Consider the following 26,583-nt stretch of genomic DNA (forward strand, 5'->3'; position numbering starts at 1 on the left):
ATTAAAAGCGTTCCGAATTAAAAACTACTTCAACCACCCGCTTCGATGACTCTCCGCTCTCTAAGTAACAGAATTTCTCATAAAACGGTGCAAATGATTCTGGTAGTGTAAAGGTCGGCTGTTCTGTTTCTCTTATCCAGTCAATAACACTTGCTGTTTCTTTCACAAGCGGTCCAGGTGCTTCTTGTTCAAAGTCGAAGTAGAAGCCTCTGAGCTTGTCTCGATAGGTTTCAATGTCTGGCACATAGAACAGCATCGGACGTTTGAGGTTTGCATAATCAAAGAACACAGATGAGTAATCTGTGATGAGCAGATCTGAAATCATATAAAGGTCTCTAATGTCTTCGTAATGAGAGAAGTCATAGGCAAAGCCTTCATATGGTCCTAAATCAAAGTTTTCAGCAACTAGATAGTGCATACGCAGAATGATAATATATTCATCTCCGATAGCAGCTCTCAGCTCATGCAGATCAAGGTCTAAATCAAATTTGTACTGCCCTTTTTTATAAAATTGATCGTCTCTCCATGTCGGTGCGTATAAGATCAATTTTTTATCGAGCGGCAGGTTCATTTTTTGTTTCAGTGCTCTCATCGTTTCTTCATTGTTTTGATTGTGAAGGAAGTCATTTCTCGGATATCCTGACTCAATCATGGTCTTTTGAAATTGGAACGCACGTGTAAAGATTTCAGTCGAGTAGGCATTAGGAGAGATGAGATAATCCCAATTCGATGCTTCTTTCGTGAAATTCTTTTTGTATTTCTTCGTATTTGTTCCAGGCATATGCACCTCGTCCATGTCCATTGCCAGTCGTTTTAACGGAGTACCATGCCAAGTCTGCAAGTATGTTGTGTGATCTGGCTTTGGAACCCATAGCGGCAGACGGCTGTTTACGACCCAGTACTCGGCTCTTGCCATCGCAAAAATCCATTTCAATGACAGACGATTGATATAATAGATGCCTTTTTCCTTAAACGGTGCTTCATGACCCTTTTTAACGCTCCAGATCAGCGTATATTCAGGGTGATTTTCTTTCATATACTCATAAATACCACGCGGATTACAACTGAATTGTTTTCCGTTAAAGCTTTCAAAAACAACGGTTTTCTTTTTCACAGACAGCTTACTCGCCAGTTTAAAGGTCGTTTTAAACGTTCTTGTCACAAGGCGGTTACGGACTTTTTTGATTTTACCGATCTTCTTTTTGAATTTCTTCCACTTGCTTTTGACGTAATACTTGGCACGTGTTTTCATGGTGTAGTCATTAATACGGATGCCAAGCGTTTGTCTTTTTTTCTTTCGGTACACTTCATATCGAATCGGTACATCGTTTCGCTTATGAATTTGAACAAGTCCTTTGAGTTTGTTCGAGCGGTCTCCAAGTACTAAAGAAGTGGTTGTTAATGTTTCCTCTACTCCGTTCACATCGCAGATAAATTCAAGATAGAAGCGATATACAAGGCGTCTGTTCAAGGAATAGGTCAATTCCTCTAAAGGAACTTCTGCTAAAAATTGATAAAGCTGTGGTACCTGTTGATCATCACGGTATTCGATCACTTCATCTTTTATATGGGTGATATTGACCGGAAAACGATGTTCAATTGGTTCTTCACCATTTTTCTTCAATAGAAGTTTTGCTTCTTTGATCTCATATGGATGTTCTGCACTTAGAACACCTGCATACCCGGATAAAGATAACATACATCCTTTGTTGAGCTCGATTTGATTGAATTTCACAACCTTTAGCTCACGCTTGATTTTCAAAGAAGCATTCCCTTTGTCTGTGCGGTATGGAATGATATACAGCATGGCGTCTTTATTTTCTAAAAAAGTCAGCTCAGGCTTTTCTACTTCCATTTTTAAACGGCGTTTATACTTTGACGTTTTCTCTTCAGATACATTATCTGTATTGATATCTGCTTCTTTTACTTCTTCTTCCTCTTCTTCGGAATCAGAATCATAAGTTGAGTCCTCAAGCTCGTCCTCATCCTCTTCTTGGTTTGTGCTTAAATAGTCCGTGACATACAAGTTATATGTCTGGCCTTGCTCTAACGCAAGCGGCAGCGATGATTCACTCAATACCAATTTGAATAGATTCTCTTCTTGATGAACAAGCGGAAGGAAAAGCTCTTGTTTTGATACTCTTTCCCTCATAAACAAATAAAATTCCCTATCTGTTAATGGCATGTCATCATCGATGCGAATCAGCATTTCTAGTTTCTCATGGTGATTTTTTAACCCTTCAACAACACTCTTCTTCTTATGAATTCCCTCTTCAATCATTAATCGTTAATCTCCTCTGTTCAGAAATCTTACCGTTATATGGCTATTTCACTTTCCAAGAATAGTTTCCTTGCTTCGTTTGATATGACCATCCATCGATGGACGATGGTTTATTCGTAAGCAGCTCGCCTTCTATTTCTAGACGCTGCAACACCTCTTGAAGTTCTTCTGTTTTAAAACGAATGTAAAAATCCACAAATTTCGTTTGGTTGATTTCAATGTTTTTCTTTGTTTGAAAATGGCCAATTGGGAAGCTGACTAAAAGGTTTTCATCGATTGTTTGAGAAATGATTTCAGCTCCATTCACTCGATCATATCCTGCAAAATCGATTTGCACATGATTCGCATGACTCATTTCATCTTTTAACTCAAGCTGAAGATGAAGAACGTGGTTCTCAGAGCTCAGATCACGCAAGATCCATTTTGTACAATCCACAATCCTTCTTAGTTCATCTTTACGCTCACGATTTTCGAGCATATGATGAAGTGCTGTATTCCAAACCGACATTTTATCAGAAGGTATCATATAAAAATAGGCTTGTTCTCCTAAAATCTTCTCGACATCTTCTTTATGCTTAGTATCCCCAAAGAACACGGCATCCACTTGCTGTTTTCTTATTTGTTTAAACAATTCTTCATATTGGGGTTTCAGCTGATGCTGCTCTTCCTCATAATGTGAGTCATGCACAAATGCAGCATAATAAGTTGTTTCAGGCTGCTCAATTTTAAACAAGTGGCGGTCTTGATCCCGGTCTTCTGTAATCATCAATTTCAAACGGTCATTTTGTGATTGAATGCTGGATAGCCATAATTGTTTAATATCCGTCTTTTTTGTAAATGTTTGAATTCCTGTTTTTTTATACCAATTAATATGCCGAACTGGATTCTTTTTTACATCTCCATGGTAGATGAACTCCATATAAATACTGCCATCGTCATTGATCAATTCCTCCAAGTATAGTGCACCTGTATGGGGAACAAAACTTTGTACTCTGCATAAAACGCCCTGCCAATTATATTCTTCCCTTTTCACCAATTGCCGCTCTTCATTATACTGTTCAATATAACAAATGGGAGATGAAGACCGTTCATATCTCGTCACCTGAATCTTGGATTCTTCTGCTGGAATTACGGCTTCATTGATCGAATGCGATGATTCACCGACAATAAATTCCGAGTAACGTCTTTTACTTCCGCTTTCCGGTAGAATATAGTGTTCATACACATTCAAGATCTCAACCTCAGGAGAAAAAATTTCTTCCATGCGGTGAATACGTTCCTTCATATTTACATCATAATTCAAAGTTAAAATTGCAGTACGTTTATGTGGATCAACTAATGGTTCTATTCTTGCCTTTAAAGACTTCGTTAAGCTCTCATCCTGTTTTGGTACATCGCCCATAATAAAGTAGTAGTCCATATCAGGCATGTCCACTGAGGCCATTGTTTCATGTTGTTCAGGTTGATCAAATGTGTCTTCAACTTTTTTCTTCATCCAATTTTGAAACAAAGGAAGCTCTCCTTCATAATATTGTTGACTTACTCATTGTATTTTACATGAAAAAGTACTTCTTACCAAAAGATAAGAAGTACTTTTTTGATCTATTAAAGTCCAGCAATTTCTTCTTTAATTTGGGTTGTCGAGATGCCTTCGGTTCTCTTCAAGTAAACGACTTCGCAATGTTCTTTTAAGAAATCGAACTTGCCTTCCCAGTCATCTCCCATCACAAACACATCAATATCATGCTCTTGCACATCATGGACTTTTTGATCCCAGCTGTTTTCTGGAATAACTTCGTCTACATAACGAATGGTTTCAAGAATCAGCTTTCTATGCTCGTAACTGTGATAAGCTTTTTTTGATTTTTGTAAATTAAACTCGTCTGTAGAGATGGCCACCACTAAGTAATCTCCAAGCTGCTTTGCACGTTCTAGCAGCTTAATGTGCCCCCAGTGTAATAAATCAAATGTACCGTAAGTAATAACTTTCTTCATTGCAAACATAAACTCCTTTCTTTCATCCTTATTCGTCTGCTTTAGGGCAGTAATGTTTATCCGTAATCCTATTATCATCGATCATTTTCTCGCTCTTCGGAACTTCATTATATCACAACGCCTATAAAAGGTTAAGAAAATGTAAAGACAAACTATTTCCAATTTATTGGGCGCAGGAGGAAAAGTCCGAGGAATCAATGTTTCACAGAGGATCGTCCATTTGAATTGATGAAAATGTCATGAAATTTAAAGGTTTGTAAAGTTATTGTTAATATTTCATGGAGCATCTGTGATAAAATGATGAGTAGGCGAAGAATGAATTTACAATGAACGTTCATAGATAACAAGTTAAAAAGGAGGTCTAAACAATGCAAACAGAAGTGGTCTCTAACCTTTCTTATGTAAACGGCGACTTAGATGAATTTATCAGCTATATGAACCAGCATCATATTTCTCAGAAAAGAGGCGCCATGATTGCAACTGTCAATCCAGAGATAGGCTATGCCGTCATGAAGGATCATGCGTACCATCAAGTCGTCTCATCTGCGGATTATGTACTGCCGGATGGCGTAGGCGTCGTGTTGATGTCTCGCATGACCCAAAGTCCGCTTAAGTCAAGAATTGCCGGCTTTGATGTCTTCATGTCTATGCTTGATCTAGCAAACAAGCAGTCTAAAAGAATCTTTTTATATGGTGCGAAAAAAGAAGTGCTTGAGGCTGTGAAACAGCGAATTGATACGGAATATCCAAATGTGGTCCTTGCCGGAAGCTGTGACGGCTATCAAGCTGATAAACGTTTCGTAGCGAAGCAAATCGCGCGCTCGAAACCTGATATGGTGTTCGTTGCATTAGGTTATCCAAACCAGGAGAACTTTATTTACGAATACCGCCATTTATTCCCGCAGGCTGTTTGCATCGGTTTAGGCGGAAGCTTTGATGTATTTAGCGGAACGGTGAAGCGTGCACCACGCTGGATGATTAAGACAAATACAGAATGGCTGTATAGATTGATTGTGAATCCATGGAGATGGAAACGAATGCTGAATATTCCTAAGTACGCTTTTGCCGTATTGAAGGAAAGCAAAGGGAAAAAACGTTACTATCCTGAGCAGGTAAAGGATCAGACGAAGCAGCTGTAAGAGACTGACAAATGATGAATATACGCTCAATGATGATTTCATGTTACGCAGCTTTTATTTCTTTCATTGGATGGCTGATGAGCGGCGTGAAACCGCGTGAAAACCAGGTGACGCTGCTTGTTTCGTTCCAAGAGAATGCGGCTGCTCTCATTCATACTTATCAACAACAGGCGAACATGACAATGAAGCTTACTGTCCTCTATACGAAGCATGCTTCTGCGATAGAAAAGGACGGGCCTCATCTGTCATTTCGCTATTTTCATGAAAAAAATCCTCTCCATCTCATTCAATGTATGTATACGATGTTTAAAAGCAAGGTTGTCGTGACGGATAATTACTTTCTCATGACGAGTGTGCTTAGAAAACGGCCTTCTACCACCTGTATTCAAGTATGGCATGCCAATGGCGCTTTGAAAAAGTTCGGGCTTGAAGATGCTTCAAATTCTGAACGAAGTCCCCGTGACATCGAGCGCTTCAAACGTGTCTATGCGTCTTTCGACTATATCGTAACAGGCTCAGATCACATGCGTGAGATTTTCAAGACCTCGTTTGGAGCCAATGATGAACGCTTTTTACCAACTGGTGTACCACTGACGGATCTGTACTATGAACAGCATCAGCCTTCCTTAAAGCTGAATGATATCCCAAAAGGGAAAAAGATCCTGCTCTATACACCGACCTATCGAGACTTTGCAATGGACAGTCTTGTCCTGCCTTTTTCAAAAGAGCAATTGCAAACTGAGCTGAATGGCGATTATATTCTGCTCGTCAAGCTTCATCCTGCAGTCAAACATTTAGCGAAAGCAGAAACAGACGGTGAATGGATATTTGATGTGTCCGATCAGCCGCTCTATCCATTGCTTTGTGATTGTGATGTCCTAGTGACAGATTATTCGTCGATTGTGTTTGAATATGCACTGCTCGAAAAGCCTGTCTTGTTCTTCACTTATGACTTAGACACTTATCGGGAGAAACGCGGCTTAGTTGATCGGTATGAAGACATCATTCCTGGAAAGGCTTGCGTCACACAGGACATGCTCTTGCAGGAGCTTTTACACCTAAACGGATCAACCAATAAAGAACGAATCAAAACCTTTGCTGAGGAATGGAACCAATATTCAAAGGGACAATCAAGTCAGCAGCTCCTTTCATTCATTGAACAGCAGCTGCTCTTACAAAAAAAACGTCCGGCTTCTCAATAGGAAGCACGGACGTTTTTTTATTTGTTATACACTGGGATATCGTAATACAGCGTATAGTCATCAAGCAGGTTATACAAACTATACATACGAGTGACTTGCTTAGAAGCCCAGCCAATATCTGTTGCATATTGATGAGTTGCTGTAGCAGACCAGCGCATTTTATAAATCGTATCTTGTTTGTATGTCGCATTATTGATGTAGCTGTTGCCAATGAATTTTGCCCCGCCAATAATCGCAGCCTCTGGTGTGAACCATTGCTGTTCATACGCATACTTTGCACCGAGATAATTCGGATTGCTGTCATATGCACCAATGCCATACATGTTATATACTTTCTTTCCATTAAACATTGTACCATTCGCTAGAATGGAACTTCCGTTACCCGTTTCAAGCAACGCATGAGAAATAAGATAAATTTCGTTGATATGATACGTTTTTGCTGCTGTAATAAAGGCTTGTCCTTTACCAGCAAGAATTCCTTTGCCTGCTAAAATCTTTGTATTGACCTCTGCCGGATTGAGATTCGCAGCTTCAGAGAGTTTCAGAAATTGAAAATAAGATTGCGTGCCTTCTGCAATATTGGCTGGATCGACATATTTTTGCACCTCTGCTGCACTTGCATTTCTCCAGCCGAGGTTGATCCTGATCCAGTTTCCTTCTTTTCCAAGCTGTTTCACTTTTGCTCCTTTATTCAGCTGTGCCACAATGTTGCTTGCAGAGCTCGAATCAGGTGTAGAACGGACATTTAAGCCATCCGTATTCACTGTCGATGTTGCTTGGTCTACATATGATGCATAGACATAGGCCGCACCATCTGTCTGTGGTGACACCTTCATTTGTTTGTTTACCATCTCATTGACAGTGAGGTTGTAGTTCGTTTGCATGACCATTGGGCCATTTTTAATTTTTACGGCTGTGGCAGTCCAGCCATATTGGCTTTTCACAAATGCAATGGCTTCATTTACAGTTGGTAATCCTGTAAATTGCTGCGTAATGTTGATTTTGTAAGTTGGTTTCGTTGTTGTTGTATACGCAGCGGTTTCATTCCGTTTTTTGAAAAATGCCATGCCTTGGTCACGCAGTGCAGCTGTTGAGATGGCACCTGTTTTGATCTGATATTGAGCATAATCGACTGCGCCTGTTTTTTGTGCAGCAGCCTTCATTTTTTGTTTCGTCAAATAGCTGAGTGCTTGATTCAGTTTTGTCTGATTCACTGTCGGCTCTGTCGTGATACGGTATTGCTTGACCACTTCTGTCAGCGTTTTTGTACTGCTGGCAATACCATTTTTCTTGATGATCTCTTGAGCCTGCTTCACTTTAGTTTGTTCATATACAGGTGTTGTCTTAAGACTATATGTTTTGCTGACAGCCTGTCCCTTGCTTGTCTTGATGCTGCTTGTCACCTTCTGCGTTTTTAAGTATGCGGCACCTTTATTCACTTTCGCTTGGTCCACTGCTTGATTGACGACGAGTCGATATGTGCTGTCTGATACCTTGCCTGTTTTTTTCGTTGTTGCAGATACTTTTTTCTTTTGGAAGAAAGCCGCTGCTTTTTTCGCTTGGTCATCTCCTAAAAGATTCCCTGTCACTACTTGATATGGCTGTGTAGAAGAAATCTTTTTGGACGTGTAGCGCCATTTCTTTTTCTTGAAAAAAGCTATCGTTTTTGCGTAAGCTGTATCGTTCAATTGATTGAGCTTTACGATATAATTTTTTGTTTTTCCCACTCGCTGCACAGTACCTGCAGCACCGGTTTGCTTCTTAATTTGAGCCGCAGCTGAAGCTGCTTGTTTGTTGTCTTTGAAATAGCCTGATTCCAAGCTGTAGACATTTTTTAAGGCTCCTGTCTTTTGAATCTTCCCGCTGATTTTTGCTTCTTTTTGCAGCTGAGTAAGGAGTGTCTGTGCTTTCGACTGGTTCGCTTGTGCAGCGGATGTGACGATGTAATACGGCTTACCCGCTGTTACCGTTTGAAGCACTGGTTTTAAACCGGATGCCTTCTGAAAACCTTGCAGAATCGTATTCGCCTTACTTTGTCCAACAATACCGCTTGAAATCAGCTGATATACAGTGCCAGCTTTGTTTTCGGTTTGGTATGTACTGGTGACGCCTGCCTGCTTTTGCAACTCGGTTTGAATATTTTTCACTTTCGTTTCAGAATCAATGGTTCCTGATATGACCTGATAAGAAGGCCTACTTTGATTGATAACTTCATAGGAGCTATTGAGCCCAGATGTTTTTGTTAGCTCAAGTGAGAGCTTTTTCGCCTGATTTTCATCGTTAACTGGGTCAGATACGACCTTTTGTAAAGGAAGGCGGTCACCTACTGGAGACACCGTACCGCTCATGCCCACCTCTTTTTTTAATGCAGCTGCACTTGCACTCGCTGCTGCTTGTGACTCATATCCTGAGGCAGTGAGCTGATAGCTCGACGTATTTCCTGAGGTTTGATAAGTGGCTGTCCACTTTTTGTCCTTCTTCAGTGTTTCCACTGCTTTTTTCACTTCTGCTTCTGTTGTAAATACCTTTGTGGTGTTCATCGTATAAATGGATTGGTCGACATAGGAGGCTGCTTGCGCTTCTTTACCCGTGTGTAATGTCATACCAAAGGCAGCTGCGAGTAACATAATCTTGATGGTTTTTTTCACGTTCCCTGTCCCTCTCTTAACTTTGCATAATAGTCTACTAATCTCTTTATCGACAAAAACAAGTACTCTTTCAAGTCATTTATGCAATAGAAAAATAGAGGACCCTCTTGAAGTCCTCTTTGCCTTATATATGCGACACAATCAGTTCACAAGATCCTTCAATTGAGAAGCTTCCTGTTTCAGCCGGCAGAATAAAATGAGCGCCCTTTGGCAGTGGATATGTGTTTCCGTCATGCTCTAAAGACCCTTCTCCATCAATCACACTGCATAGCAAAAACGGATAATCCTGAGAAAGCTCTACTTTTTGATCAATTTCCCATTTATACACAGAGAAGTATTCTGCTTCAACAAATGTACGAATGGTCACTCCTCGGCGTGTTTCAACTGATTCATCTGCATAACCGTCTACATGAGGAACCGTCGTGACATCAATTGCTTGTGCAAAATGAAGTTCACGTTCGTTGCCATCCTGGTCTTTTCGTTCATAATCATATACGCGATAGGTTGTATCTGAGCTTTGCTGCGTTTCAAGGACAAGCGTTCCTTCGCAAAGTGCATGAATGGTACCGCTTGGCACATAATAAAAATCACCAGGCTTAATTTTCACCCGCCGCAAAAGACCTTCCCAATCTCCGCTATTCATCATGGTGACAAGCTCAGTTCTTGTTCTTGCATTGTGCCCATAGATCATTTCCGCTCCTTCTTTGCAGTCAATGATATACCAGCACTCTGTTTTTCCAAGCTCGCCATTTTCATGTCTTTCCGCATAATCATCATCTGGATGTACTTGAACAGACAAGTCTTGGTTTGCATCTAAAATTTTGGTTAACAGCGGGAAGCGATCGCCTTCTATCCCCCCGAACAATTCTCTATGATTGTCCCAAAGTTCGATCAGCGTTTTCCCTTTATATGGACCGTCTTGCACGACACTTGGTCCGTTTGGATGAGCAGAAATTGCCCAGCATTCTCCCGTTTGATCAGAAGGAATATCGTAGCCAAATTGATCCCTTAAGGCTGTACCTCCCCATATTCTTTCCTTCAATTCAGGCAGTAAAAAAATTGGTGACTGCTTCATTCAGGATGACTCCTCCCTTTGCTACCCTTTGATAATCCTTACCTAGCTTGATGAAAACTAGTAAGTCTCAACTTTTATTATGACGCTATCTAAAGAGAAGTCAATCCTTTCAGTACACCGAATGAAAACGATAACACAAAAATTGTTTTACCCTTTGACAGAGCCTGCAAGAAGCCCTTTGACAAAGTATTTTCCAAGAAGAATATAGACGAGTAGTGTCGGCAGCGCAGCCAATATCGCTCCTGCCATTTGGACGTTCCACTGCACAATTTGACTGCCTGATAGATTTTGCAAGGCAACCATCACCGGCTGATGCTCCGCAGTGGTCATCGTGACTGCAAATAAAAATTCATTCCACACATTTGTGAACTGCCAAATGGCGACCACAACAAACCCTGTGATCGAAAGCGGAAGAATCATATGTCTGAAAATCCCGATAAACCCTGCGCCATCCATTTTCGCCGATTCAATCATTTCATCTGGGATGCTCACATAGAAATTTCGGAACATGAGTGTTGTGATCGGAAGTCCATACACGACATGGACAAGCACAAGCCCTGGAATTGAATTATACAATCCGACTTCACGCAAAAATTGAATAAGTGGAATTAGAATACTTTGATATGGAATAAACATCCCAAAGAGCATCAGCGTAAAGACGACTTCTGATCCTTTGAAACGCCATTTTGATAATACATAGCCATTCATTGCACCTAATACAGCTGACAATAAAGTAGCAGGAATGACTAGATAAAGAGAATTCATTAAATTGGGTGCCAGCTTTTCAAACGCGATTTGATAGCTTGAAAAATCGATTGTGGATGGCAGCGACCACATTCGTTCAAGGGTGACTTCACCTAATGGCTTCAAGCTTGTGACGAGCATGACATAAACTGGCATCAAAAAAAATAGACTGCACAAAATCAATAAAGCATAAAGAACTGGACGGACAAACTGTCTGGCTGTCATGATGAAGCCCCCTTCCGGCTCGACAGGAGGTATGGCACGATAAAGACCGCAACAGAGATCAGCATGACAATCGCAATGGCGGCACCACCTGCATAATGGTTTCCTCTAAAGGTCATTTCAAACATATACACGCCCGGGACATCGGTGACAAAGTTCGCACCCGGTCCTGTCATCGAGTAAATCAAATCGAAAATCTTTAATGAAATATGAGCCATGATGATAACAACACTTGCAGTAATCGGTTTTAAAAGAGGAAAAATGATTTTCCAGTAAATCTGCCACTCCGATGCACCATCCATTCTAGCAGCCTCTCTTACTTCCTCTGGAATTCCTCGCAGACCCGCCAAATACATCGCCAGAGAGAAGCCTGTCATTTGCCAAACAGCTGCAATTACGACGGCAATCATGGCCGCAGGTACACCAAACTCAATTTTCCCCCAGACAAATCCGGCCAAAATGTTCGTATCCGTGTACCATTTAGGTTGGATACCGAGCGTTTTCAAAAATAAATTCACCCCTGTTGACGGGTTTAAAATCCATTGCCATACAACCCCTGTGACAACGAAGGAAAGGGCCATCGGAAAGAAGAATAAATTCCGAAAAAGAGATTCCCCCTTGATCTTCTGATCTAGTAAAATCGCAAGTGCAAGACCAGAGACAATGACAGCCCCAATAAAAAATAGAGTAAAAAAGACCGTGTTTCGAAGATCTGACTGAAAGCGGAAATCTTGAAACAGCATGGCATAATTGCGAAGACCTGCGAAAGAGAAATCAGGAACAAGCGTGGTCCAGTTTGATAATGACACATATCCTGTCCAGCCAATAAAGCCGTAAACAAAGATGAATAATAAAACCGCTGACGGGGCTAAAAAGAGCAGCGCCAGCAGCTGGTCTCCATTCCATTTTTTCCGCATACGTTTGACCTTGGGCATAGATGTTTTTGTCATCGGCGATGTGTCCATGCGCATGAAGCTACACTCCTTTTAAAAAAGAGGCGGTGCCTAGCCGCCGCCTCTTTCGTCTTTATTTCATTGCATCTTTTAAAGATGATACAAACTGACTGCTGTCTTTTTGTGTCACGAAGATATTGACGGCTTGATTCGCTTTCGTCACAAACCCTTCTTCAGCAGCTGAGCCATGAGCAAGAGACGGCGCCAGCTTAGACTCTTTAAATGCCTTCATCGCCGATTTTCCGTATTCATCATATTTTGATACGTCTGCATCCACACGTGCTGGAATCGATCCTTTTAGCGGATTAAACGCATCCTGTCCTTCCACAGATCCTAAAACAGATAAGAATTTCTTCACGTTTTCTGGCTGTTTCACACCCTTTGGCAGTCCGAATGTATCGGTGATCACCATAAAGCTTCCTTCCGTTCCAGGAGTCGCCGTGTATCCAAAGTCTTGATTGACCTTCAAATCAAGATCATTCACAAAGTACCCCTTCGCCCAGTCGCCCATGACATTCATTGCAGCTTCGCCTTTTGCCACGAGCTGTGAGGCATCCTGCCAGTTACGTGAGCTGTGATCATCATTGACGTATTCGAGCATGCGCCCAAAGATGTCTGCCGCTTCCTTCACTTTCGGGTCATCCATTTTCATGTCGCCAGCCCAAAGTTTTTGATAACCATCTGCCCCTAATACACCAAGCAAAACACTTTCAAACAAATGAGTCGCTGCCCAAGGCTCCTTATCTCCAAGCGCAAGTGGTGTGATTCCTTTTTTCTTTAATGCATCTGCTGTTTTGAAAAATTCATCAAATGTCGCTGGCGGCTCTAAGCCTGCATCATCAAATACCTTCTTGTTATACCAAAGCACATTGCCCCTGTGAATGTTCACTGGCACGGAATAGATTTTTCCATCTTTGCTGACAAGATCAATCAGTGATTCTGGAAATTTGTCTTTCCAGCCTTCTTTTTCATATAAATCATCCAGCGGCTCCATTTTGCCTGCCGCGACCCAGCTCTCATTCAGCTCCGCCCCGCCATGCACTTGAAACGTAGCAGGCGGATCATTCCCCTGCATACGGCTAGTCAGAACAGCCTTTGCATTCGTACCAGCACCACCTGCGACAGCTGCATTTTCAATTGGAATATCTTTATTCTTCTCTTCAAACAACTGGATGAGTGCCTTTAGCCCGTCTTCCTCACCCGCTCCTGTCCACCAAGAGAAAATTTCGAGCTTTTCCGTTCCGCCTTCTTTTTTTGCCTCTGAGTTCGTCGATGAACTGCAGGCAGTAACGATCAGCATACAGAGTGCAAGCAGTGTAAAGCCTAATTTGACCTTCATGATTGATCCCCCATCCCTATTTTGTAAGCGTTATCAAAATAAGTATAATGGCAGATCCTTGCTTTTTTTCAGGCAAACTTCTGCACTTTTTTATGAAATTCTTCATTTTTTTACGGCCTGTTTTCGATATTCCTTCGGTGAACAGCCGACCATCTTCTTAAACACACGGCTGACGTAATTAGGATCTGTATATCCTGCTTGATAGGTAATTTCTTTTAAGCTAAGCGAGCTGTCCTTGAGGAGCTTTTTGATTTTATCCAGCCGGCAGTTTGTCACATACTCTTTAAATGTCAGACCCGTCTCGTCTTTAAAACGTTTTGTGAAATAGGTTGGACTTAAATCAACATAAGCGGCTGTTTGCTCAAGTGTGATCTGTTCACAATAATGCGTTTTGATGTAACGTTTTGCCCGCTCAATGTCATTGATGGTCTGGGTTCTCGCTTCATACACGTCAAATAGGTGTTCACAGCACTGACGGCATTCAGCTGCGGTGCTGATTGTCAATATCGATAGATCTGTACGGAGACGTGATTTGAAGAGAATCAGCAGTTCCTTTACTTGTGAAATCGTCGCCCCCTCTAATTGAAAGGCATCAAATAAAGCCAGCGCATCCTCTCTTCTCCCTTCCTCGAGCGCCTGCATCATGCTGTCTGCAAGCTCCGGCAGATGAATCAATGGACCGGGCTTTATGTCTGTTTGGTAAAAACCATAACGAACAACGCCGCCACTCTTTTTTCGCTGATAATAGGAAAGCTTCGCCTCTGCTGCACTTTTCTGAAGATGAAGCGGGTTTGAGACTGGGTGCCCTATGCCAACGACAGGTGAAGGCTGACCATTTGTCATGGCAGCTCGAATGGCTTGCAGCACCTCTGCCTTAAGCTGACCTGGTCCTTGCTGACTATAAATGAAGCATGTAAACAGTTCACCCCCCATCTGAACCGGCACCGTATGAAATTGTGCAGATTTCTGTAAATCGTTCAACAGCTGATCCCCGCCCGTCCGCTGCACCGCGATGATAAGACCTGCTTCATATTCGGAAAATAGTTGTTGAAACTCCATGGAGGTATAGGATTGACCGTTCATGATATGGGCTTCAAGCCACTTTGACTGCTGATCGGCCGCTGCCGCCTGCCGCTGAGACGCCTCCTGCTTTATTTCTGCTGCTACAAATCGAATGGCTGCGATGGTTTCGTCTTTATCAGCTGGTTTGACAAGGTATTGTTTCACCCCTTCTTGCATCGCTTGCTTGGCGTAATCGAATGTATCGTAGGCTGTCAGCATAATGAATTTTGTATGAGGACTGCTTGCTTTGATCTGTTTGATCGCCGCCAGTCCATCCATGCCAGGCATCTGGATATCCATGAGCACAAGATGAATGGGCTCAGATCGCACGAATTCAACCGCCTTCTTTCCATTTTCCGCTTCTCCTGCTATATGACACTCTGGAACCCATTCGGTTAAGAACTTCCGCATCGCTAGTCGTTCTATTTTTTCATCATCGACAATCAGCACGTTCAGCATGCCGGTCCCTCCTTCATCGGAATAGCCAATTGTATGGTGGTGCCTTCGTTTGGCTTTGAATCAATTTGAAGGGCATTTTGCACCCCGTAAAACAAACGCAGTCTTGACATCACATTTCGAAGACCAATTCCTGTCGAGTGGCCTTTACTCAGGATGTTCGGATCTTCCTCTTCTTTTTCTGATAGCAATCTTCTTTTCTCCAATTCATTGATGCCCATCCCATTGTCCCGAATCCGGATCATCACATAGCCGCCTTCTTGATAGATCAAGAGCTCGACAAGTCCCTCTTCCTCCTTTGGTTCGACGCCATGAATGAAGGCATTTTCGACAAGCGGCTGTAAGGTGAGACTTGGGATATGTACAGATAAACACGACTCATCGATGGATGTTTTGCAGGTAATACGATCGGCAAATCTCGTTTCTTGTATATGAAAATACTCTTTTACCACTTTCACTTCTTGTTCCAATGTAACGGATGTACTCAGAGCAGACAGCGAATACCGCATCAGCGTAGAAACGGATTGAATCAATCTCGATGTGGCTTCCGCTGATTCTAAGTAAGCCATCCGCGAAACGATGTTTAATGTGTTAAATAAAAAATGCGGGTTCATTTGGTTTTGCAGTGTTTTTAGCTTCATGTCTTTGATTTTTTGATCCAATGCTGCCTTTTGTTTGATCTCTTCAATCATCATTTTCATCTCTTGCCGCATTCGCTGAAAGGCTTCATTTAAAACAGAAATTTCATCCTTTGAGGTGACATGCAAATTCGCTCCATCAAAATTTCCTTCTGATACTTCTTTTACGCTTCGGGACAGATGAACAATGGGTCTTGATATCCCGCCAGCAATCATATAAGCCATCCATAATGCGACCCCGATTGATAACGTAAACAGGCACAAGGTAAAGAGCGCATAGGTATGATGCCTTTTTTGAAGAGATTGATAGAGTACTTGATATTCAGATAATTCATCATCAAGCAGGGTCATCGTCTGCTCTTGTATATAGGAGGAGACGGTTCTCACTTCCTTCACACTTGCAGCATATTCTTCGATTTTCCCTTCTTTTACATGTGTCATGGTCGCATCACTTTCATTGATGAGCGTCCGTATCATATATTGATATTTTTCAATCGATGGAATCGCAGCATGAAGCCCGGCATCCTTTCGCAGCGCTTGATCGTAGGATTTCATTTTTTGTTTTGACGTAAGGTATTCTTTGGCAAACTTCCGATCCTTTTCAATGGCATAGGCATTGACTTTTTCATACATCGTTTTTGCTTCTGTCGATATATCATTGAGCAGCAGAAAAGAACGGAAGCTCCGGCTATATTCTGATGTGATTTTTGAACTGCTCCAGTAGACAAAAAAAGCGGCTACGTTGCCAAGAAGCACAAGGATTAAAAATGCCAATAACAGCTTACTTCGAATCTTTCTCATGGCTGCATCCCCTGCTTTCTGTCTGTTTGCTGAAGAGGCAGATCCCCGCGCCGGATCACACTCGTTCCCGTGTACTGAAGCGGTTCTTCTTTTTCACCTTTTTGCAAACGAACAAGCGATTCCACCGCTTGATAGCCCATTTCATAAGGATGCTGCACGACCACGGCATCAATCGTTCCATCATCAAGCGCCTGAATCGTATCAGGCAATGTGTCAAATGCAAGCACATAAAAATCAGTGGATGATTGGTACTGTGCGATTGCTTGAATGATGCCTGCACCATCTAATGCACTTGTGCCATAAAATGCGGTGAGCTTCGCATGATCGTTTAATAGTTTATAAGCGGCACCTGAGGCACCTGACTTCGTAATGGCTGATTCTTCTATTCCAGCAATATGAATACGTTTTTCAGCGGAGACGGCATCTCGAAAGCCTTTGACGCGCAGCTTTTGATGAATGGCATCCAGCCTGCCTGTGACAATTCCTACATACTGTTCACCTTTTGTATCTGCGATGAGTGCCTGCCCTGCGATAAAGCCTGAATAGTAATTGTCCGTTCCTACATACACTTGACGCTTGCTCCCTTCTGCATCCGTATCGACGGTGACGACATCAATTCCTTTTTCCCTCGCCTTCTGAAAAAGCGGTTTGTATTTTTTTGCATCAAGTCCCTGCGTCATAATGCCATCAACATGCCCAGCGATCGCCATATCAATGGTTTTCAGATGATCGTCGACATCCGCTTGCTTTGGGCCCAAATATTCTAGATACACGTGATGAACGTCTGCCGCATCAGCAGCTCCTTTTTGTACAAGCTGCCAATATTCGTTATCAAGTTCCTCCGGTACAAGGACAAAATGGTATTGATACGTTGACGCTGTTTTATCGGAAGCGCTTTCAATTTTAAATAAATCTTGACCTAATAACGTTAAAAAGATGACAGATACCACACAAAATGTGAGAAATGCGCTCATTCCGATCCACTTAGATAATTTCACCGTATCCTCCTCCTTTTCACTATTTCCGCATAAAAAAAGAGCTGCTTATAAGCATACTCTCTCGACCTCTATAATTCCTTTGTCATAAATAAACTGTTTGGATCTTCTTGATATGTACCAAAAGGCGGACAATACTGAAAGCCAGCGCTTTCATATAGTTTTCTTGCTGGTTCAAAGAAAGCCATTGCCCCTGTCTCTAAGCTGACACGTGTATACCCGCGCCGTTTTGCCTCTTGGAGAAGATGATTCAGCATATACCTCGCTACACCTTTCCGCATATGGAGGGCTCCAGTTCTCATCGATTTGATTTCCCCATGTTCACTTGACAGCTCCTTTAACGCTCCGCAGCCAAGAACCTCCTCTCCATCTCGTACACTCCACACGGTGACATCTTGTTTTTTTAAATCAGTTAATGGAAGGGCATGAATGCTTTCGGGCGGCGAATGCTCTTTCATTTCTTCTATATGTGCAGTAATCAGCTGATCAATTCGTCCATCCATAAGTTCATCTTGTAGAATGTACATTTCCATCACTCCTTCACGATCATTGTACGTGAAGAGTTGAATGGTTATCTGCTGTTATGTCATATAAACGAACAAACAACTGGCCTCTACCAGCCAATTGTTTGTTCGTTTTACAAGTATTTATGAGGAAAGAACGGCTTGTAATTCCTCTGCTGTACTGTTTTCAAGCTGACTTCCGACACCGACAGCCACCGCGCCTGCTTGAAGCCACTTCGGAACATCAGCTGGATGAATGCCGCCCGTAGGAATAAATTCAATCTCTGGAAATGGACCTTGCAAGTTTTTCATATAGGATAAACCGAAGGAGCCGCTTGGGAAAAGCTTGAGCAAGCCGTAGCCATCTGCTTTCGCCTGCATGATTTCACTTGGGGTGAGAACCCCTGGTACATAGAGTGTGTCGTAAAATGAGAGATGTTCTCCAATCATAGGAAGATATCCTGGACTGACGATAAACTGTGAGCCTGCCTCAACAGCTGATTGTGCCTGCTCCAGTGTCGTAATCGTTCCCGCTCCTACAATGAGGTCTTGCTCCTGCTGAAAGGATGCGATGATGCGTTCAGCATTTGGCGTGGTATACGTCACTTCAATGGCACGGACCCCTTTTTTCTTTAAACGCTCAATCATTTCAATGCCTTCTCTTTCACTACCCGCTCTCACCACTGCGATCAATTTACAAGACGCGAGCTGCTTTTTAACGTTCAAACTTGCTGACTTTCCCATATCTCTCATCCCCTTTCATGTAATCCCGTCTTTGATATCGTTTGGCTTCTTTCATAAAAGCTTGAAGCTCCTCCCGAGTAGGCAGTCCATCCTTATCGCCAGGAGACATCACTGCAAGTGCCCCGACTGCATTGCCTCTTATCACGGATTTTTCATTTGATAAGCCGTCAAGTAACCCGCTGATGACCCCCACTGCAAATCCATCACCAGCTCCGACTGTATCTACGACATCCTGTACATAAAATCCATTCACCATTCCTTGTCCGGCTGCACTTTTATAAAAGGCACCTTCTGCACCTAGCTTAATGACCACTAGCTTGACGCCTTTTTGCAAATAAACATCTGCAATTTCTTCTGGCTCGTGACAACCCGTGAGCCTTTGCCCTTCTGCAAGCCCTGGAAAAAACCAATCCACTTGCGAGGCGATTTGATTCACCGTCTGAATCATGTCCTCCTCCTCTTCCCATAGCTGAAGCCGAAGATTTGGATCAAATGAAATGGTTTTGCCCGCTGCTTTCATTTCTTGAAGGGCACGAATAGAAAACGCTCTCATTTCACTGGATAGGGCAGGCGGAATACCAGTCATATGAAGGTGGCCTGCCTGTTCGAAATAAGTGACGGGAAAGTCGCTTGGACTCATTGTGCTCGCAGCAGAGCCTTTCCGATAATACGTGACGTCAGGGTCTCCATCAATCACTTTTGATTTAAGTAAGATGCCCGTTTGAGACCCATCATTTGAACGGAGCACTGCACTTGTATCGACCCCTTCTTTTTGAAGCTCTTCTAAAATAAATGTGCCAAGTGAATCTGCTCCGACTTTGCTCATCCAGCCCACATGAAAGCCCAGCCTCGCCAAACCGACAGCCACGTTACTTTCTGCACCAGCAAGCGCCTTTTGGAATGTATGCACTTGATGAAGCTCCCCAACTTCCTTTGCATAAAACATCGCCATTGATTCCCCAAATGTGACCGCATCCAATGCTTTCACTCATTTCTCCCCTTTCTCGGTACCGGTTTCAAATCAGTTGAAAAAGAGAGAGCATGCACGTCTGTATACTCTTCTCTGCCTATCATTTATAAAGATTTCCTTACAATGATTTCACCATCAAGCTGAATCGTTTGGGGCGCACTTTCATCCCCTTCAAGCCGTGTCTTGATTTTTTGCATGGCTGCTTTCCCCATTTCATGAGATGGCTGGGCAACCGTTGTGATTCCAGGTCCAATCAGCTTATACCATTCTGTATCATCAAACCCTGCAATGCCGAACTCATCAGGAATCTTCATCCCAAGCTCTACAAGTTCACTAATCAGCTTCAGCATGAGTAATCCATTGCCAGCTAAAATCGCTTTTTTCTGTTCGTTTGATTGTAGAAAACGGACAATCTCTTCGCGCATTTGTTCCTTTTGCTTTAAATCAATTTCTGCAATGATTGGCTTCTTATGTTTACTCAAAGCTGTCTGTTCATATGCTTCCTTTCGTTCTTCACGAGGACTGATTCCATCGACAGGCTCAGTAAAGAATGCGATGTGATCATAGCCTTTCTCATACATTTGTTGAAGCAGCCGGATTGTGATATCACGGTTGTTCGTGGTCACTGTGTCGACTTTTAGTTCAGGCAGCTTCCGGTCCACAAGAACAATCGGCACACCGTTTTTCTTAAACTCCTCCAGAATGTCATTGTTCTGTCCTGTCGTATTGATGATGAGCCCTTCAATATAATGTGCATTCAGCTTAAGGAGCATTTCCCGTTCTTTTTCTGGACGATTATCTGTGTTGCACACCATGATACTGTATCCATATTCATCACAAATCTCTTCAACTCCGCGAAGTGTTGCCACAGAGAATGGATTCGTAATGTCGGCTACAATAAACCCAATGACCTTGCTTTTTCTGACTTTTAGTCCTTGAGCAAGCTGACTCGGGCGATAATGGAGTTCCTCAATGGCTTTCTTGATTTTTTTTACCTTTTCTGAAGAAATTTCATTTGTTCTGCCATTGATATATCTGGATACAGTTGATTTTGAGACCCCTGCATAAGCTGCTACTTCGTTAATGGTCACTTTCGTTTGCTTTTTCTCTTTCATTCAAAAAACTCCCACAATTGATCTTCTCATTTGGTTCGAAACCGATTTCAAATAAACTTAAAAAGAGCATATCATAATTGATGGCATTTCAGAAGATTTTTTTGCTTGATGATGGTAAAAATTCGTTTAATTAGAGAAAAAGAAAGCGATTTCAAATAAACGGTTGACGGCGCTCTCTTTTTCCTCTAGAATTTTCCTTGAAACCGATACCAAATAAATATCAATATTTGTTTCAGATGGAAAGGGAGGCTTATCCAAATGGAAAATCGTTATGCTGTACATCCTGAACAGGTCAAACGTTTTACAACAGAGGAACTTCGTCGTCATTTTCATATTCCTACGCTATTTGTCAGTGGTGAATTAAAGCTCTATTACTCTCATGAGGATCGCGTGGTGATTGGCGGAGCCATGCCAGCAACAGAGCCGATCACACTAGATGCTGGGGACTTTTTACGGACGGAGTATTTTCTTGAAAGACGTGAAATCGGGATTGTGAATGTCGGCGGACAAGGAACGGTCACTGTTGATGGTGAGGCCTTTGTGCTGGAGCATAAAGATTTCTTATATATTGGTCTTGGTCACAAAGATGTACAGTTTGCTAGTTCATCAGGCGACGAGGCCAAGTTCTATCTAGTTTCAGCCACGGCTCATAGAGCGTACCCTACGCAAAAAGCAGCCATCGCTGAATTAACACCAAACCACTTAGGGGAAGCAGCTGCTTCCAATGTACGAAACCTGTATCAAGTCATCCATGCAGATGGCATTCAAAGCTGTCAGCTCATGATGGGCATCACTCAGCTGGAAACCAATAACACGTGGAACACGATGCCTGCACATATTCACGATCGCCGGATGGAAGTGTACTTATATCTTGATATCGAAGAGAATGCACGAGTCTTTCATTTTATGGGGGAGCCCTCTGAAACAAGGCATCTTGTTGTGGCAAATGAGGAAGCAGTCATTTCACCTGCCTGGTCCATCCATTCAGGCTCAGGGACAGCGAATTATTCATTTATTTGGGCAATGGCGGGCGAAAACTATACGTTCAAAGATATGGACTTTGTCCCAATGGATCAGCTGAGGTAACGAGGATGATGACAACATCATATGCAGCGTCCCTCTTTTCCCTTGAAGGAAAAACAGCCCTTGTGACAGGTCCTGGAACCGGCATTGGGCAAGGCATTGCCGTGGCGCTTGCCCAATCAGGTGCAGATATCATCGGCACTTATCACCACACACCGCTTGAAGAAACAAAGGCACTTGTCGAACAGGCAGGCCGATCATTTCATGCGATTCAAGTTGACTTTTCTAACCCTCAGTCTGCAAAGCATGCTGTCGACGCCATATTAAAGAAGCACACGATTGATATTTTAATCAATAATGCTGGAACGATTAAAAGAGAGCAAGCGGCTCACTATTCAGAGGAAGATTGGCATACGGTCATGGATGTGAATATCAACAGTCTTTTTTTCCTCACGCAAAAGGTTGGACAGCAAATGCTGAAAAACGGGCAAGGAAAAATCGTCAATATCGCCTCCCTTCTATCGTTTCAAGGCGGCGTCTTTGTCCCCGCCTATACAGCAAGCAAGCATGCTGTCGCAGGGCTGACAAAAGCTTTTGCCAACGAATGGGCGAGCCAGCATATTCAAGTGAATGCGATTGCGCCTGGGTATATTGCGACCAATAACACACAAGCCATTCGGGACGATGAAAATCGAAATGAAGAGATTCTCAAACGAATCCCCGCCGGGCGCTGGGGAAAACCTGAGGATCTAGCAGGTGCTGCTGTATTCCTTAGCTCACCAGCTTCTGATTATATGAACGGTCATATTTTAGCCGTTGATGGCGGCTGGCTTGCAAGATAAAAAGACGAGAGAATTCCTATCCGGGATTCTCTTTTTTCTATTTGTATAATTCTCCACCTTCCGAGTCACTCTATAAAAAACATGTGATGAGGGTGAGGTATTATGAAAAGTCGTATTGAACAAGATATAGCGTCCGTCATTAAGCGTGTCAAAAGCTTTGCCGGAAGAAGTGATGATATCGTGTTCCACTCTTTTTCATTTGGTCCTTCCACTATGTCTGCATGTCTCGTGTACATTGAAGGACTCACAGAATTTGAGATGCTTTCTAAGCAAATCATTTCACCAATGCAAAAGGAACTGGACCTCACTGAGGTTGATTCTACTACATTTCCCTCCCTTTCAAAAACGTTCTTTGGCATTCAAAGTGATGTGCTGGATGATATGAACCTTGCCATCGAGCAGTTATATAGCGGCAGGGCTATTTTATTTGTAGATGGAGCGGCTCAAGCACTTGCACTCCATACAAATCTTTTTCAATTTAGGGAAGTAGAAGAGCCGCAATCTGAAGTTCTTGTAAGAGGACCACGGATCGGATTTATTGAGAATCTTGAAAAAAACACGGCTTTACTCCGCGAACGGGCAAACGACCCAAATCTTGTGATTCAAAAGGTGAGTATCGGTACTCGCAATAAAAAATCCGCTGCTCTTGTGTATGTTCGTGATATTGCTGACCCTAAACTAGTAGAAGATGTTCTATCACGCATGGCCGAAATCAAAATGGATGACATCCCTGAAACCGGCTATATTGAACAGTTGATTGAGGACAGTCACATCTCCATTTTCCCACAGATTCAAAACACAGAACGTCCTGACCGGGTGATTGCATCTGTGCTTGAAGGCAAAGTCTCGATTTTGCTCGATGGGACTCCTTTTGCCCTCATTTTACCTATGACACTTACAGCTTTGATGCAATCACCAGAGGATTATTATCAGAGGTGGACAAGCGCGACTCTTTTGCGTTTACTTCGTTATATTGCCGTGCTGCTCACGATTTTTTTACCCGGGCTTTACATTGCACTTGTCTCTTATCATCCCGGTTTATTACCGACAAGAATGGCACTCACCATCGCAGGCAGCCGGCAGAATGTTCCCTTCCCTCCTGTTGTCGAAGCCATTCTCATGTCTTTTACGATAGAGCTGCTGCGGGAAGCTGGACTACGGCTTCCAAGAGCCATCGGACAGACAATTGGGCTCATTGGCGGGGTTATTATTGGTCAGGCAGCTGTCCAAGCCAATATCGTCAGTGCCTTAATGGTGATTATTGTGTCGCTGACCGCACTGGCTGACTTCACGGCACCGTCATATGACTTTAGTTTCCCACTGCGTATTTTGCGGTTTATGGCCATTTTTAGTTCGGCATTGTTTGGATTATACGGTTTAATCATGTGTTATTTATTTGTGCTTTGTCACTTGATGCAGTTAAAGACCTTTGGTTTTGACTATTTCACACCTGTGTTGTCTTCACCGTTTTCAGATTTAAAGGATACGTACGTTCGTTTACCAATCGGGCTATTTAAATCCAGACCAAAAACAGCAAAAATAAAAAACCTCAGAAGACAAGGAGATTAAACGATGTACAGACCTGAAAAGCTATCATTGTTACAAGTCACCATTCTGTGCAGTTCTACAATGATAGGCGCTGGAATTTTAACCATTCCACGCAGTTCTGCCAATTCAGGATTCCCTGATGGCTGGATCATTGTATTATTACAGGGCGTCATCTTTGCTTTCGTTGCTTTTTTGTTGGGGTGGATTGCCGAAAAGAATGCACCAGACACCATTTTCGAGTCAAATACAAAAGGAGCGGGCGCATTCTTTGGCACAATCTTTAATTTAATGCTGATTGCCTATTTACTAGGCATTGTCGGCTTTGAGGCACGTGTCCTTGGGGAAGTGGTTCAGTTTTTCCTGCTGCAATCAACTCCCATGACCGTGATTGTGATGATTTTTTTACTCGTGGCGATCTATCATTTGAAAAGCGGTATCTTTCCAGTCGTCAAAATGGTGACCTATATTTATCCGATCACCATGGTCATTTACATAGCGCTCATGCTGTTTTGTTTAAAAATATTTGATTTTGATTATTTGCGCCCTGTGATGGCGCATGGTTTTAAAGATTTTAGTAACCTTTTCTCTCAAACCTTTATTCAATTTACAGGCTTTGAAGTGATTTTGTTTGTTGTCCCGCTCATTTATAAAGACAAATGGTCTAAGGCAAAATGGGCGGCTGCAATCGGGGTTGGAATTACTTCTCTTGTATATTCCCTCACACTCTTTATAGTGATTGGCTCCATGACCGTTGGTGAAACGAAATCTCTCACTTGGCCAACAGTTTCCCTCATTCAAGCGCTTGAACTTGAAGGAGTGTTTATCGAACGATTTGATATTTTCTTACTGACGATCTGGACGTGCCAGCAGTTCATTTGTATGCTGGGCTTTTTCCAGTTTGCGATTAAAGGCTGCTTCACTGTTTTTAAAACAACCAATATAACGAGACTGTTATGGCTGTTATTTTTGATTACATCAGCACTCTCACTTTTCCCTAGAAATATCAATGAAGTCTTTTACTACTCTACTTTACTCGGCTACGCATTGTTTGCGGTTTTAGCCATTCCTTTTATTACTGCTATCCTGCTGATGATACGCAAAAAATGGGGAGGTCGTTCTACATGAGAGGCAGGCGTATACTGTTATTCTTTTTTTCCTGCTGCCTTTTCCTTCTATCAGCAGGCTGCTGGGACTTAAAGGATATTGAAAAACTATCGTTTGTACGCGGTGTTGGTATTGATGAGGATGATGACAATGGAGTTAAGCTGACCTATCAAAACCTTGTACCGAAAACAAGCGGAACACAAGAGGCCGATTCTCCCGGCTATGTGAATGTTGTCTCAAAGGGAAAAAATGTGCTTGAGGCTGTCAGTAATGTCGCCTTGAAAGACCCGCCGATCTATAGTGATCACATGAAAATCTTCTTGTTTGGCAGAAATCAAGCAGAGCATCACGATATTCAAGGAACACTTAATCATTTTATTCGAGATGATGAGGTTCGGCGCAGCAGCTATCTCCTCGTGTCACGAGGAGATGCGTCAAAAGTCATCAATCAAAAGTTAAAGTCTCAACAGAAGGTACCGGTTGAGCATATCTTTGAAACATCCAAAAACCGAAGCTTTAACGGGAAGATCGCACCGCCAACACGTATTGGCCGGTCGTCTGATTACTTTCAGATGGGCGTTAGCTTCCTCGTACAAAGTGTAGATGTGATCGACAGTGAAATTATTTATGATGGGGCAGGAATCATACATGGGAAAACGAGAAAGCTGATTGGTTTTATCCCAGCAAAAGATGTCCAATCTTTAAACTGGGTAATGGGCCGTATCACTGGCGGCGTTGTACCTGCCACCTACAAAGGTTATCCGATCACGTATGAAATAAAAAAAGCAAAAACCAAGGTCAAGCCCTATCTGAAAGACGGAAAGGTATCCTTTAAAATTAGCATACAAACAAATGGAAAATTGTCTGAGGATCAATATCCTCCTGAAAACTCATTCGATGAGCAGTACATTAAACGTTTTGAGCGTATCTTTGCTCATAAAATTAAAGAACGCATTCAAAAAGCAGTAAATCATGTGCAAAAAGAAGTCGGCGTTGATCCCATATTTTTAAACCAGCAGTTCCGTATGAAATATCCCGACTATTGGGATCAGCACGGTACCGAGTGGGATAGGCTATTCCAAGAAGCAGCCATCGAATACGATGTCAAAGTCAGCATCTTGAACTTTGGTGCAGAAGGCGCAACAAAAAGCTTTAAATGGTAATGCCAAAAGGCGTTATCCCAA

Annotated in this window: 22 protein-coding genes; 7 read left to right on the forward strand and 15 right to left on the reverse strand. The window is 42.5% G+C overall.

The genetic code is table 11. From position 1 onward, the window contains the following. Nucleotide 1 precedes the first annotated feature (1 nt). The 3 genes from NST59_RS16585 to tagD all read right to left on the reverse strand — a co-directional run bounded on the left by NST59_RS16585 (nt 2) and on the right by tagD (nt 4,276). On the reverse strand, nt 2-2,281 hold the full coding sequence (locus NST59_RS16585) for a CDP-glycerol glycerophosphotransferase family protein (protein WP_144491545.1): 2,280 nt from the start codon (nt 2,279-2,281) through the stop codon (nt 2-4). 43 nt (nt 2,282-2,324) lie between these two features. Beyond that, a complete protein-coding gene (locus NST59_RS16590) occupies nt 2,325-3,791 on the reverse strand; it encodes an alpha-glucosyltransferase N-terminal domain-containing protein (RefSeq protein ID WP_126682378.1) in 1,467 nt (488 codons plus the stop codon). A gap of 95 nt (nt 3,792-3,886) precedes the next feature. Then, on the reverse strand, nt 3,887-4,276 hold the full coding sequence (gene tagD / locus NST59_RS16595; protein ID WP_034281137.1) for a glycerol-3-phosphate cytidylyltransferase: 390 nt from the start codon (nt 4,274-4,276) through the stop codon (nt 3,887-3,889). A 368-nt stretch (nt 4,277-4,644) separates the two neighbouring features. Between tagD and NST59_RS16600 the strand changes: the two genes are divergently transcribed. Together NST59_RS16600 and NST59_RS16605 are read left to right on the forward strand one after the other, a co-directional pair. Beyond that, on the forward strand, nt 4,645-5,415 hold the full coding sequence (locus NST59_RS16600; protein WP_039181899.1) for a WecB/TagA/CpsF family glycosyltransferase: 771 nt from the start codon (nt 4,645-4,647) through the stop codon (nt 5,413-5,415). 11 nt (nt 5,416-5,426) lie between these two features. Continuing rightward, complete coding sequence (locus NST59_RS16605) at nt 5,427-6,617, forward strand: CDP-glycerol glycerophosphotransferase family protein (RefSeq protein WP_281733646.1); 1,191 nt, start codon at nt 5,427-5,429, stop codon at nt 6,615-6,617. A gap of 17 nt (nt 6,618-6,634) precedes the next feature. Here the strand turns inward: NST59_RS16605 and NST59_RS16610 are convergent, their stop codons facing one another. The 12 genes from NST59_RS16610 to NST59_RS16665 all read right to left on the reverse strand — a co-directional run bounded on the left by NST59_RS16610 (nt 6,635) and on the right by NST59_RS16665 (nt 20,882). After that, complete coding sequence (locus tag NST59_RS16610) at nt 6,635-9,265, reverse strand: glucosaminidase domain-containing protein (protein WP_151284865.1); 2,631 nt, start codon at nt 9,263-9,265, stop codon at nt 6,635-6,637. A 124-nt stretch (nt 9,266-9,389) separates the two neighbouring features. Continuing rightward, complete coding sequence (gene manA / locus NST59_RS16615) at nt 9,390-10,340, reverse strand: mannose-6-phosphate isomerase, class I (protein WP_058837516.1); 951 nt, start codon at nt 10,338-10,340, stop codon at nt 9,390-9,392. A gap of 147 nt (nt 10,341-10,487) precedes the next feature. Then, complete coding sequence (locus NST59_RS16620) at nt 10,488-11,309, reverse strand: carbohydrate ABC transporter permease (RefSeq protein WP_041087976.1); 822 nt, start codon at nt 11,307-11,309, stop codon at nt 10,488-10,490. Then, a complete protein-coding gene (locus NST59_RS16625; RefSeq protein WP_180272448.1) occupies nt 11,306-12,277 on the reverse strand; it encodes a carbohydrate ABC transporter permease in 972 nt (323 codons plus the stop codon). Before NST59_RS16625 ends, NST59_RS16620 begins: the two co-directional genes overlap by 4 nt. Nucleotides 12,278-12,332: 55 nt before the next feature. Beyond that, nucleotides 12,333-13,598 carry an ABC transporter substrate-binding protein gene (locus tag NST59_RS16630; RefSeq protein ID WP_039181911.1) on the reverse strand — a complete coding sequence of 422 codons (1,266 nt, stop codon included), beginning with the start codon at nt 13,596-13,598 and terminating at the stop codon, nt 12,333-12,335. Nucleotides 13,599-13,700: 102 nt separating this feature from the next. Further along, nucleotides 13,701-15,119, reverse strand: a complete 1,419-nt coding sequence (locus tag NST59_RS16635; RefSeq protein WP_341040831.1) for a response regulator — start codon at nt 15,117-15,119, stop codon at nt 13,701-13,703. Further along, nucleotides 15,113-16,555 (reverse strand): sensor histidine kinase, encoded by a 1,443-nt coding sequence (locus tag NST59_RS16640; protein WP_247543814.1) that lies wholly within the window; start codon nt 16,553-16,555, stop codon nt 15,113-15,115. Before NST59_RS16640 ends, NST59_RS16635 begins: the two co-directional genes overlap by 7 nt. Beyond that, entirely contained in the window at nt 16,552-17,553 is a 1,002-nt protein-coding gene (locus tag NST59_RS16645; RefSeq protein WP_047201902.1) for a sugar-binding protein, read from the reverse strand. The genes NST59_RS16640 and NST59_RS16645 overlap by 4 nt, the downstream gene beginning before the upstream one ends. Nucleotides 17,554-17,621: 68 nt before the next feature. Then, entirely contained in the window at nt 17,622-18,077 is a 456-nt protein-coding gene (locus NST59_RS16650; protein ID WP_126682384.1) for a GNAT family N-acetyltransferase, read from the reverse strand. Between the two features lie 120 nt (nt 18,078-18,197). Continuing rightward, nucleotides 18,198-18,797: a bifunctional 4-hydroxy-2-oxoglutarate aldolase/2-dehydro-3-deoxy-phosphogluconate aldolase gene (locus tag NST59_RS16655; protein ID WP_058837510.1), complete on the reverse strand. Its 600-nt coding sequence runs from the start codon at nt 18,795-18,797 to the stop codon at nt 18,198-18,200. After that, nucleotides 18,769-19,785 carry a sugar kinase gene (locus NST59_RS16660; RefSeq protein WP_144491552.1) on the reverse strand — a complete coding sequence of 339 codons (1,017 nt, stop codon included), beginning with the start codon at nt 19,783-19,785 and terminating at the stop codon, nt 18,769-18,771. The genes NST59_RS16655 and NST59_RS16660 overlap by 29 nt, the downstream gene beginning before the upstream one ends. Before the next feature lie 86 nt (nt 19,786-19,871). Then, nucleotides 19,872-20,882 (reverse strand): LacI family DNA-binding transcriptional regulator, encoded by a 1,011-nt coding sequence (locus tag NST59_RS16665; RefSeq protein ID WP_341040832.1) that lies wholly within the window; start codon nt 20,880-20,882, stop codon nt 19,872-19,874. Nucleotides 20,883-21,140: 258 nt separating this feature from the next. On the opposite strand from NST59_RS16665, the gene kduI reads away from it, so the two are divergent. From kduI to NST59_RS16690, 5 genes are all read left to right on the forward strand, one after another. Beyond that, a complete protein-coding gene (kduI, locus tag NST59_RS16670; protein WP_341040833.1) occupies nt 21,141-21,968 on the forward strand; it encodes a 5-dehydro-4-deoxy-D-glucuronate isomerase in 828 nt (275 codons plus the stop codon). A 5-nt stretch (nt 21,969-21,973) separates the two neighbouring features. Then, nucleotides 21,974-22,747, forward strand: a complete 774-nt coding sequence (kduD, locus tag NST59_RS16675) for a 2-dehydro-3-deoxy-D-gluconate 5-dehydrogenase KduD (RefSeq protein WP_341040834.1) — start codon at nt 21,974-21,976, stop codon at nt 22,745-22,747. Between the two features lie 102 nt (nt 22,748-22,849). Beyond that, on the forward strand, nt 22,850-24,316 hold the full coding sequence (locus NST59_RS16680; protein ID WP_341040835.1) for a spore germination protein: 1,467 nt from the start codon (nt 22,850-22,852) through the stop codon (nt 24,314-24,316). A gap of 3 nt (nt 24,317-24,319) precedes the next feature. Beyond that, nucleotides 24,320-25,420, forward strand: a complete 1,101-nt coding sequence (locus tag NST59_RS16685) for a GerAB/ArcD/ProY family transporter (protein WP_106025548.1) — start codon at nt 24,320-24,322, stop codon at nt 25,418-25,420. Further along, nucleotides 25,417-26,562 (forward strand): Ger(x)C family spore germination protein, encoded by a 1,146-nt coding sequence (locus tag NST59_RS16690; RefSeq protein WP_144489969.1) that lies wholly within the window; start codon nt 25,417-25,419, stop codon nt 26,560-26,562. Before NST59_RS16685 ends, NST59_RS16690 begins: the two co-directional genes overlap by 4 nt. Nucleotides 26,563-26,583 lie beyond the last annotated feature (21 nt).

It is taken from the genome of Bacillus sp. FSL R5-0439, assembly GCF_038008805.1.
Taxonomy (GTDB): domain Bacteria; phylum Bacillota; class Bacilli; order Bacillales; family Bacillaceae; genus Bacillus; species Bacillus safensis.

What these genes read in the sequence shown, in the direction of transcription:
- NST59_RS16585 (WP_144491545.1), bottom strand. Translation starts at nt 2,281, where the DNA reads ATGATTGAAGAGGGAATTCATAAGAAGAAGAGTGTTGTTGAAGGGTTA.
- tagD (WP_034281137.1), bottom strand. Translation starts at nt 4,276, where the DNA reads ATGAAGAAAGTTATTACTTACGGTACATTTGATTTATTACACTGGGGG.
- NST59_RS16600 (WP_039181899.1), top strand. Translation starts at nt 4,645, where the DNA reads ATGCAAACAGAAGTGGTCTCTAACCTTTCTTATGTAAACGGCGACTTA.
- NST59_RS16605 (WP_281733646.1), top strand. Translation starts at nt 5,427, where the DNA reads ATGATGAATATACGCTCAATGATGATTTCATGTTACGCAGCTTTTATT.
- manA (WP_058837516.1), bottom strand. Translation starts at nt 10,340, where the DNA reads ATGAAGCAGTCACCAATTTTTTTACTGCCTGAATTGAAGGAAAGAATA.
- NST59_RS16620 (WP_041087976.1), bottom strand. Translation starts at nt 11,309, where the DNA reads ATGACAGCCAGACAGTTTGTCCGTCCAGTTCTTTATGCTTTATTGATT.
- NST59_RS16625 (WP_180272448.1), bottom strand. Translation starts at nt 12,277, where the DNA reads ATGCGCATGGACACATCGCCGATGACAAAAACATCTATGCCCAAGGTC.
- NST59_RS16630 (WP_039181911.1), bottom strand. Translation starts at nt 13,598, where the DNA reads ATGAAGGTCAAATTAGGCTTTACACTGCTTGCACTCTGTATGCTGATC.
- NST59_RS16635 (WP_341040831.1), bottom strand. Translation starts at nt 15,119, where the DNA reads ATGCTGAACGTGCTGATTGTCGATGATGAAAAAATAGAACGACTAGCG.
- NST59_RS16640 (WP_247543814.1), bottom strand. Translation starts at nt 16,555, where the DNA reads ATGAGAAAGATTCGAAGTAAGCTGTTATTGGCATTTTTAATCCTTGTG.
- NST59_RS16650 (WP_126682384.1), bottom strand. Translation starts at nt 18,077, where the DNA reads ATGTACATTCTACAAGATGAACTTATGGATGGACGAATTGATCAGCTG.
- NST59_RS16655 (WP_058837510.1), bottom strand. Translation starts at nt 18,797, where the DNA reads ATGGGAAAGTCAGCAAGTTTGAACGTTAAAAAGCAGCTCGCGTCTTGT.
- NST59_RS16665 (WP_341040832.1), bottom strand. Translation starts at nt 20,882, where the DNA reads ATGAAAGAGAAAAAGCAAACGAAAGTGACCATTAACGAAGTAGCAGCT.
- kduI (WP_341040833.1), top strand. Translation starts at nt 21,141, where the DNA reads ATGGAAAATCGTTATGCTGTACATCCTGAACAGGTCAAACGTTTTACA.
- kduD (WP_341040834.1), top strand. Translation starts at nt 21,974, where the DNA reads ATGATGACAACATCATATGCAGCGTCCCTCTTTTCCCTTGAAGGAAAA.
- NST59_RS16680 (WP_341040835.1), top strand. Translation starts at nt 22,850, where the DNA reads ATGAAAAGTCGTATTGAACAAGATATAGCGTCCGTCATTAAGCGTGTC.
- NST59_RS16685 (WP_106025548.1), top strand. Translation starts at nt 24,320, where the DNA reads ATGTACAGACCTGAAAAGCTATCATTGTTACAAGTCACCATTCTGTGC.
- NST59_RS16690 (WP_144489969.1), top strand. Translation starts at nt 25,417, where the DNA reads ATGAGAGGCAGGCGTATACTGTTATTCTTTTTTTCCTGCTGCCTTTTC.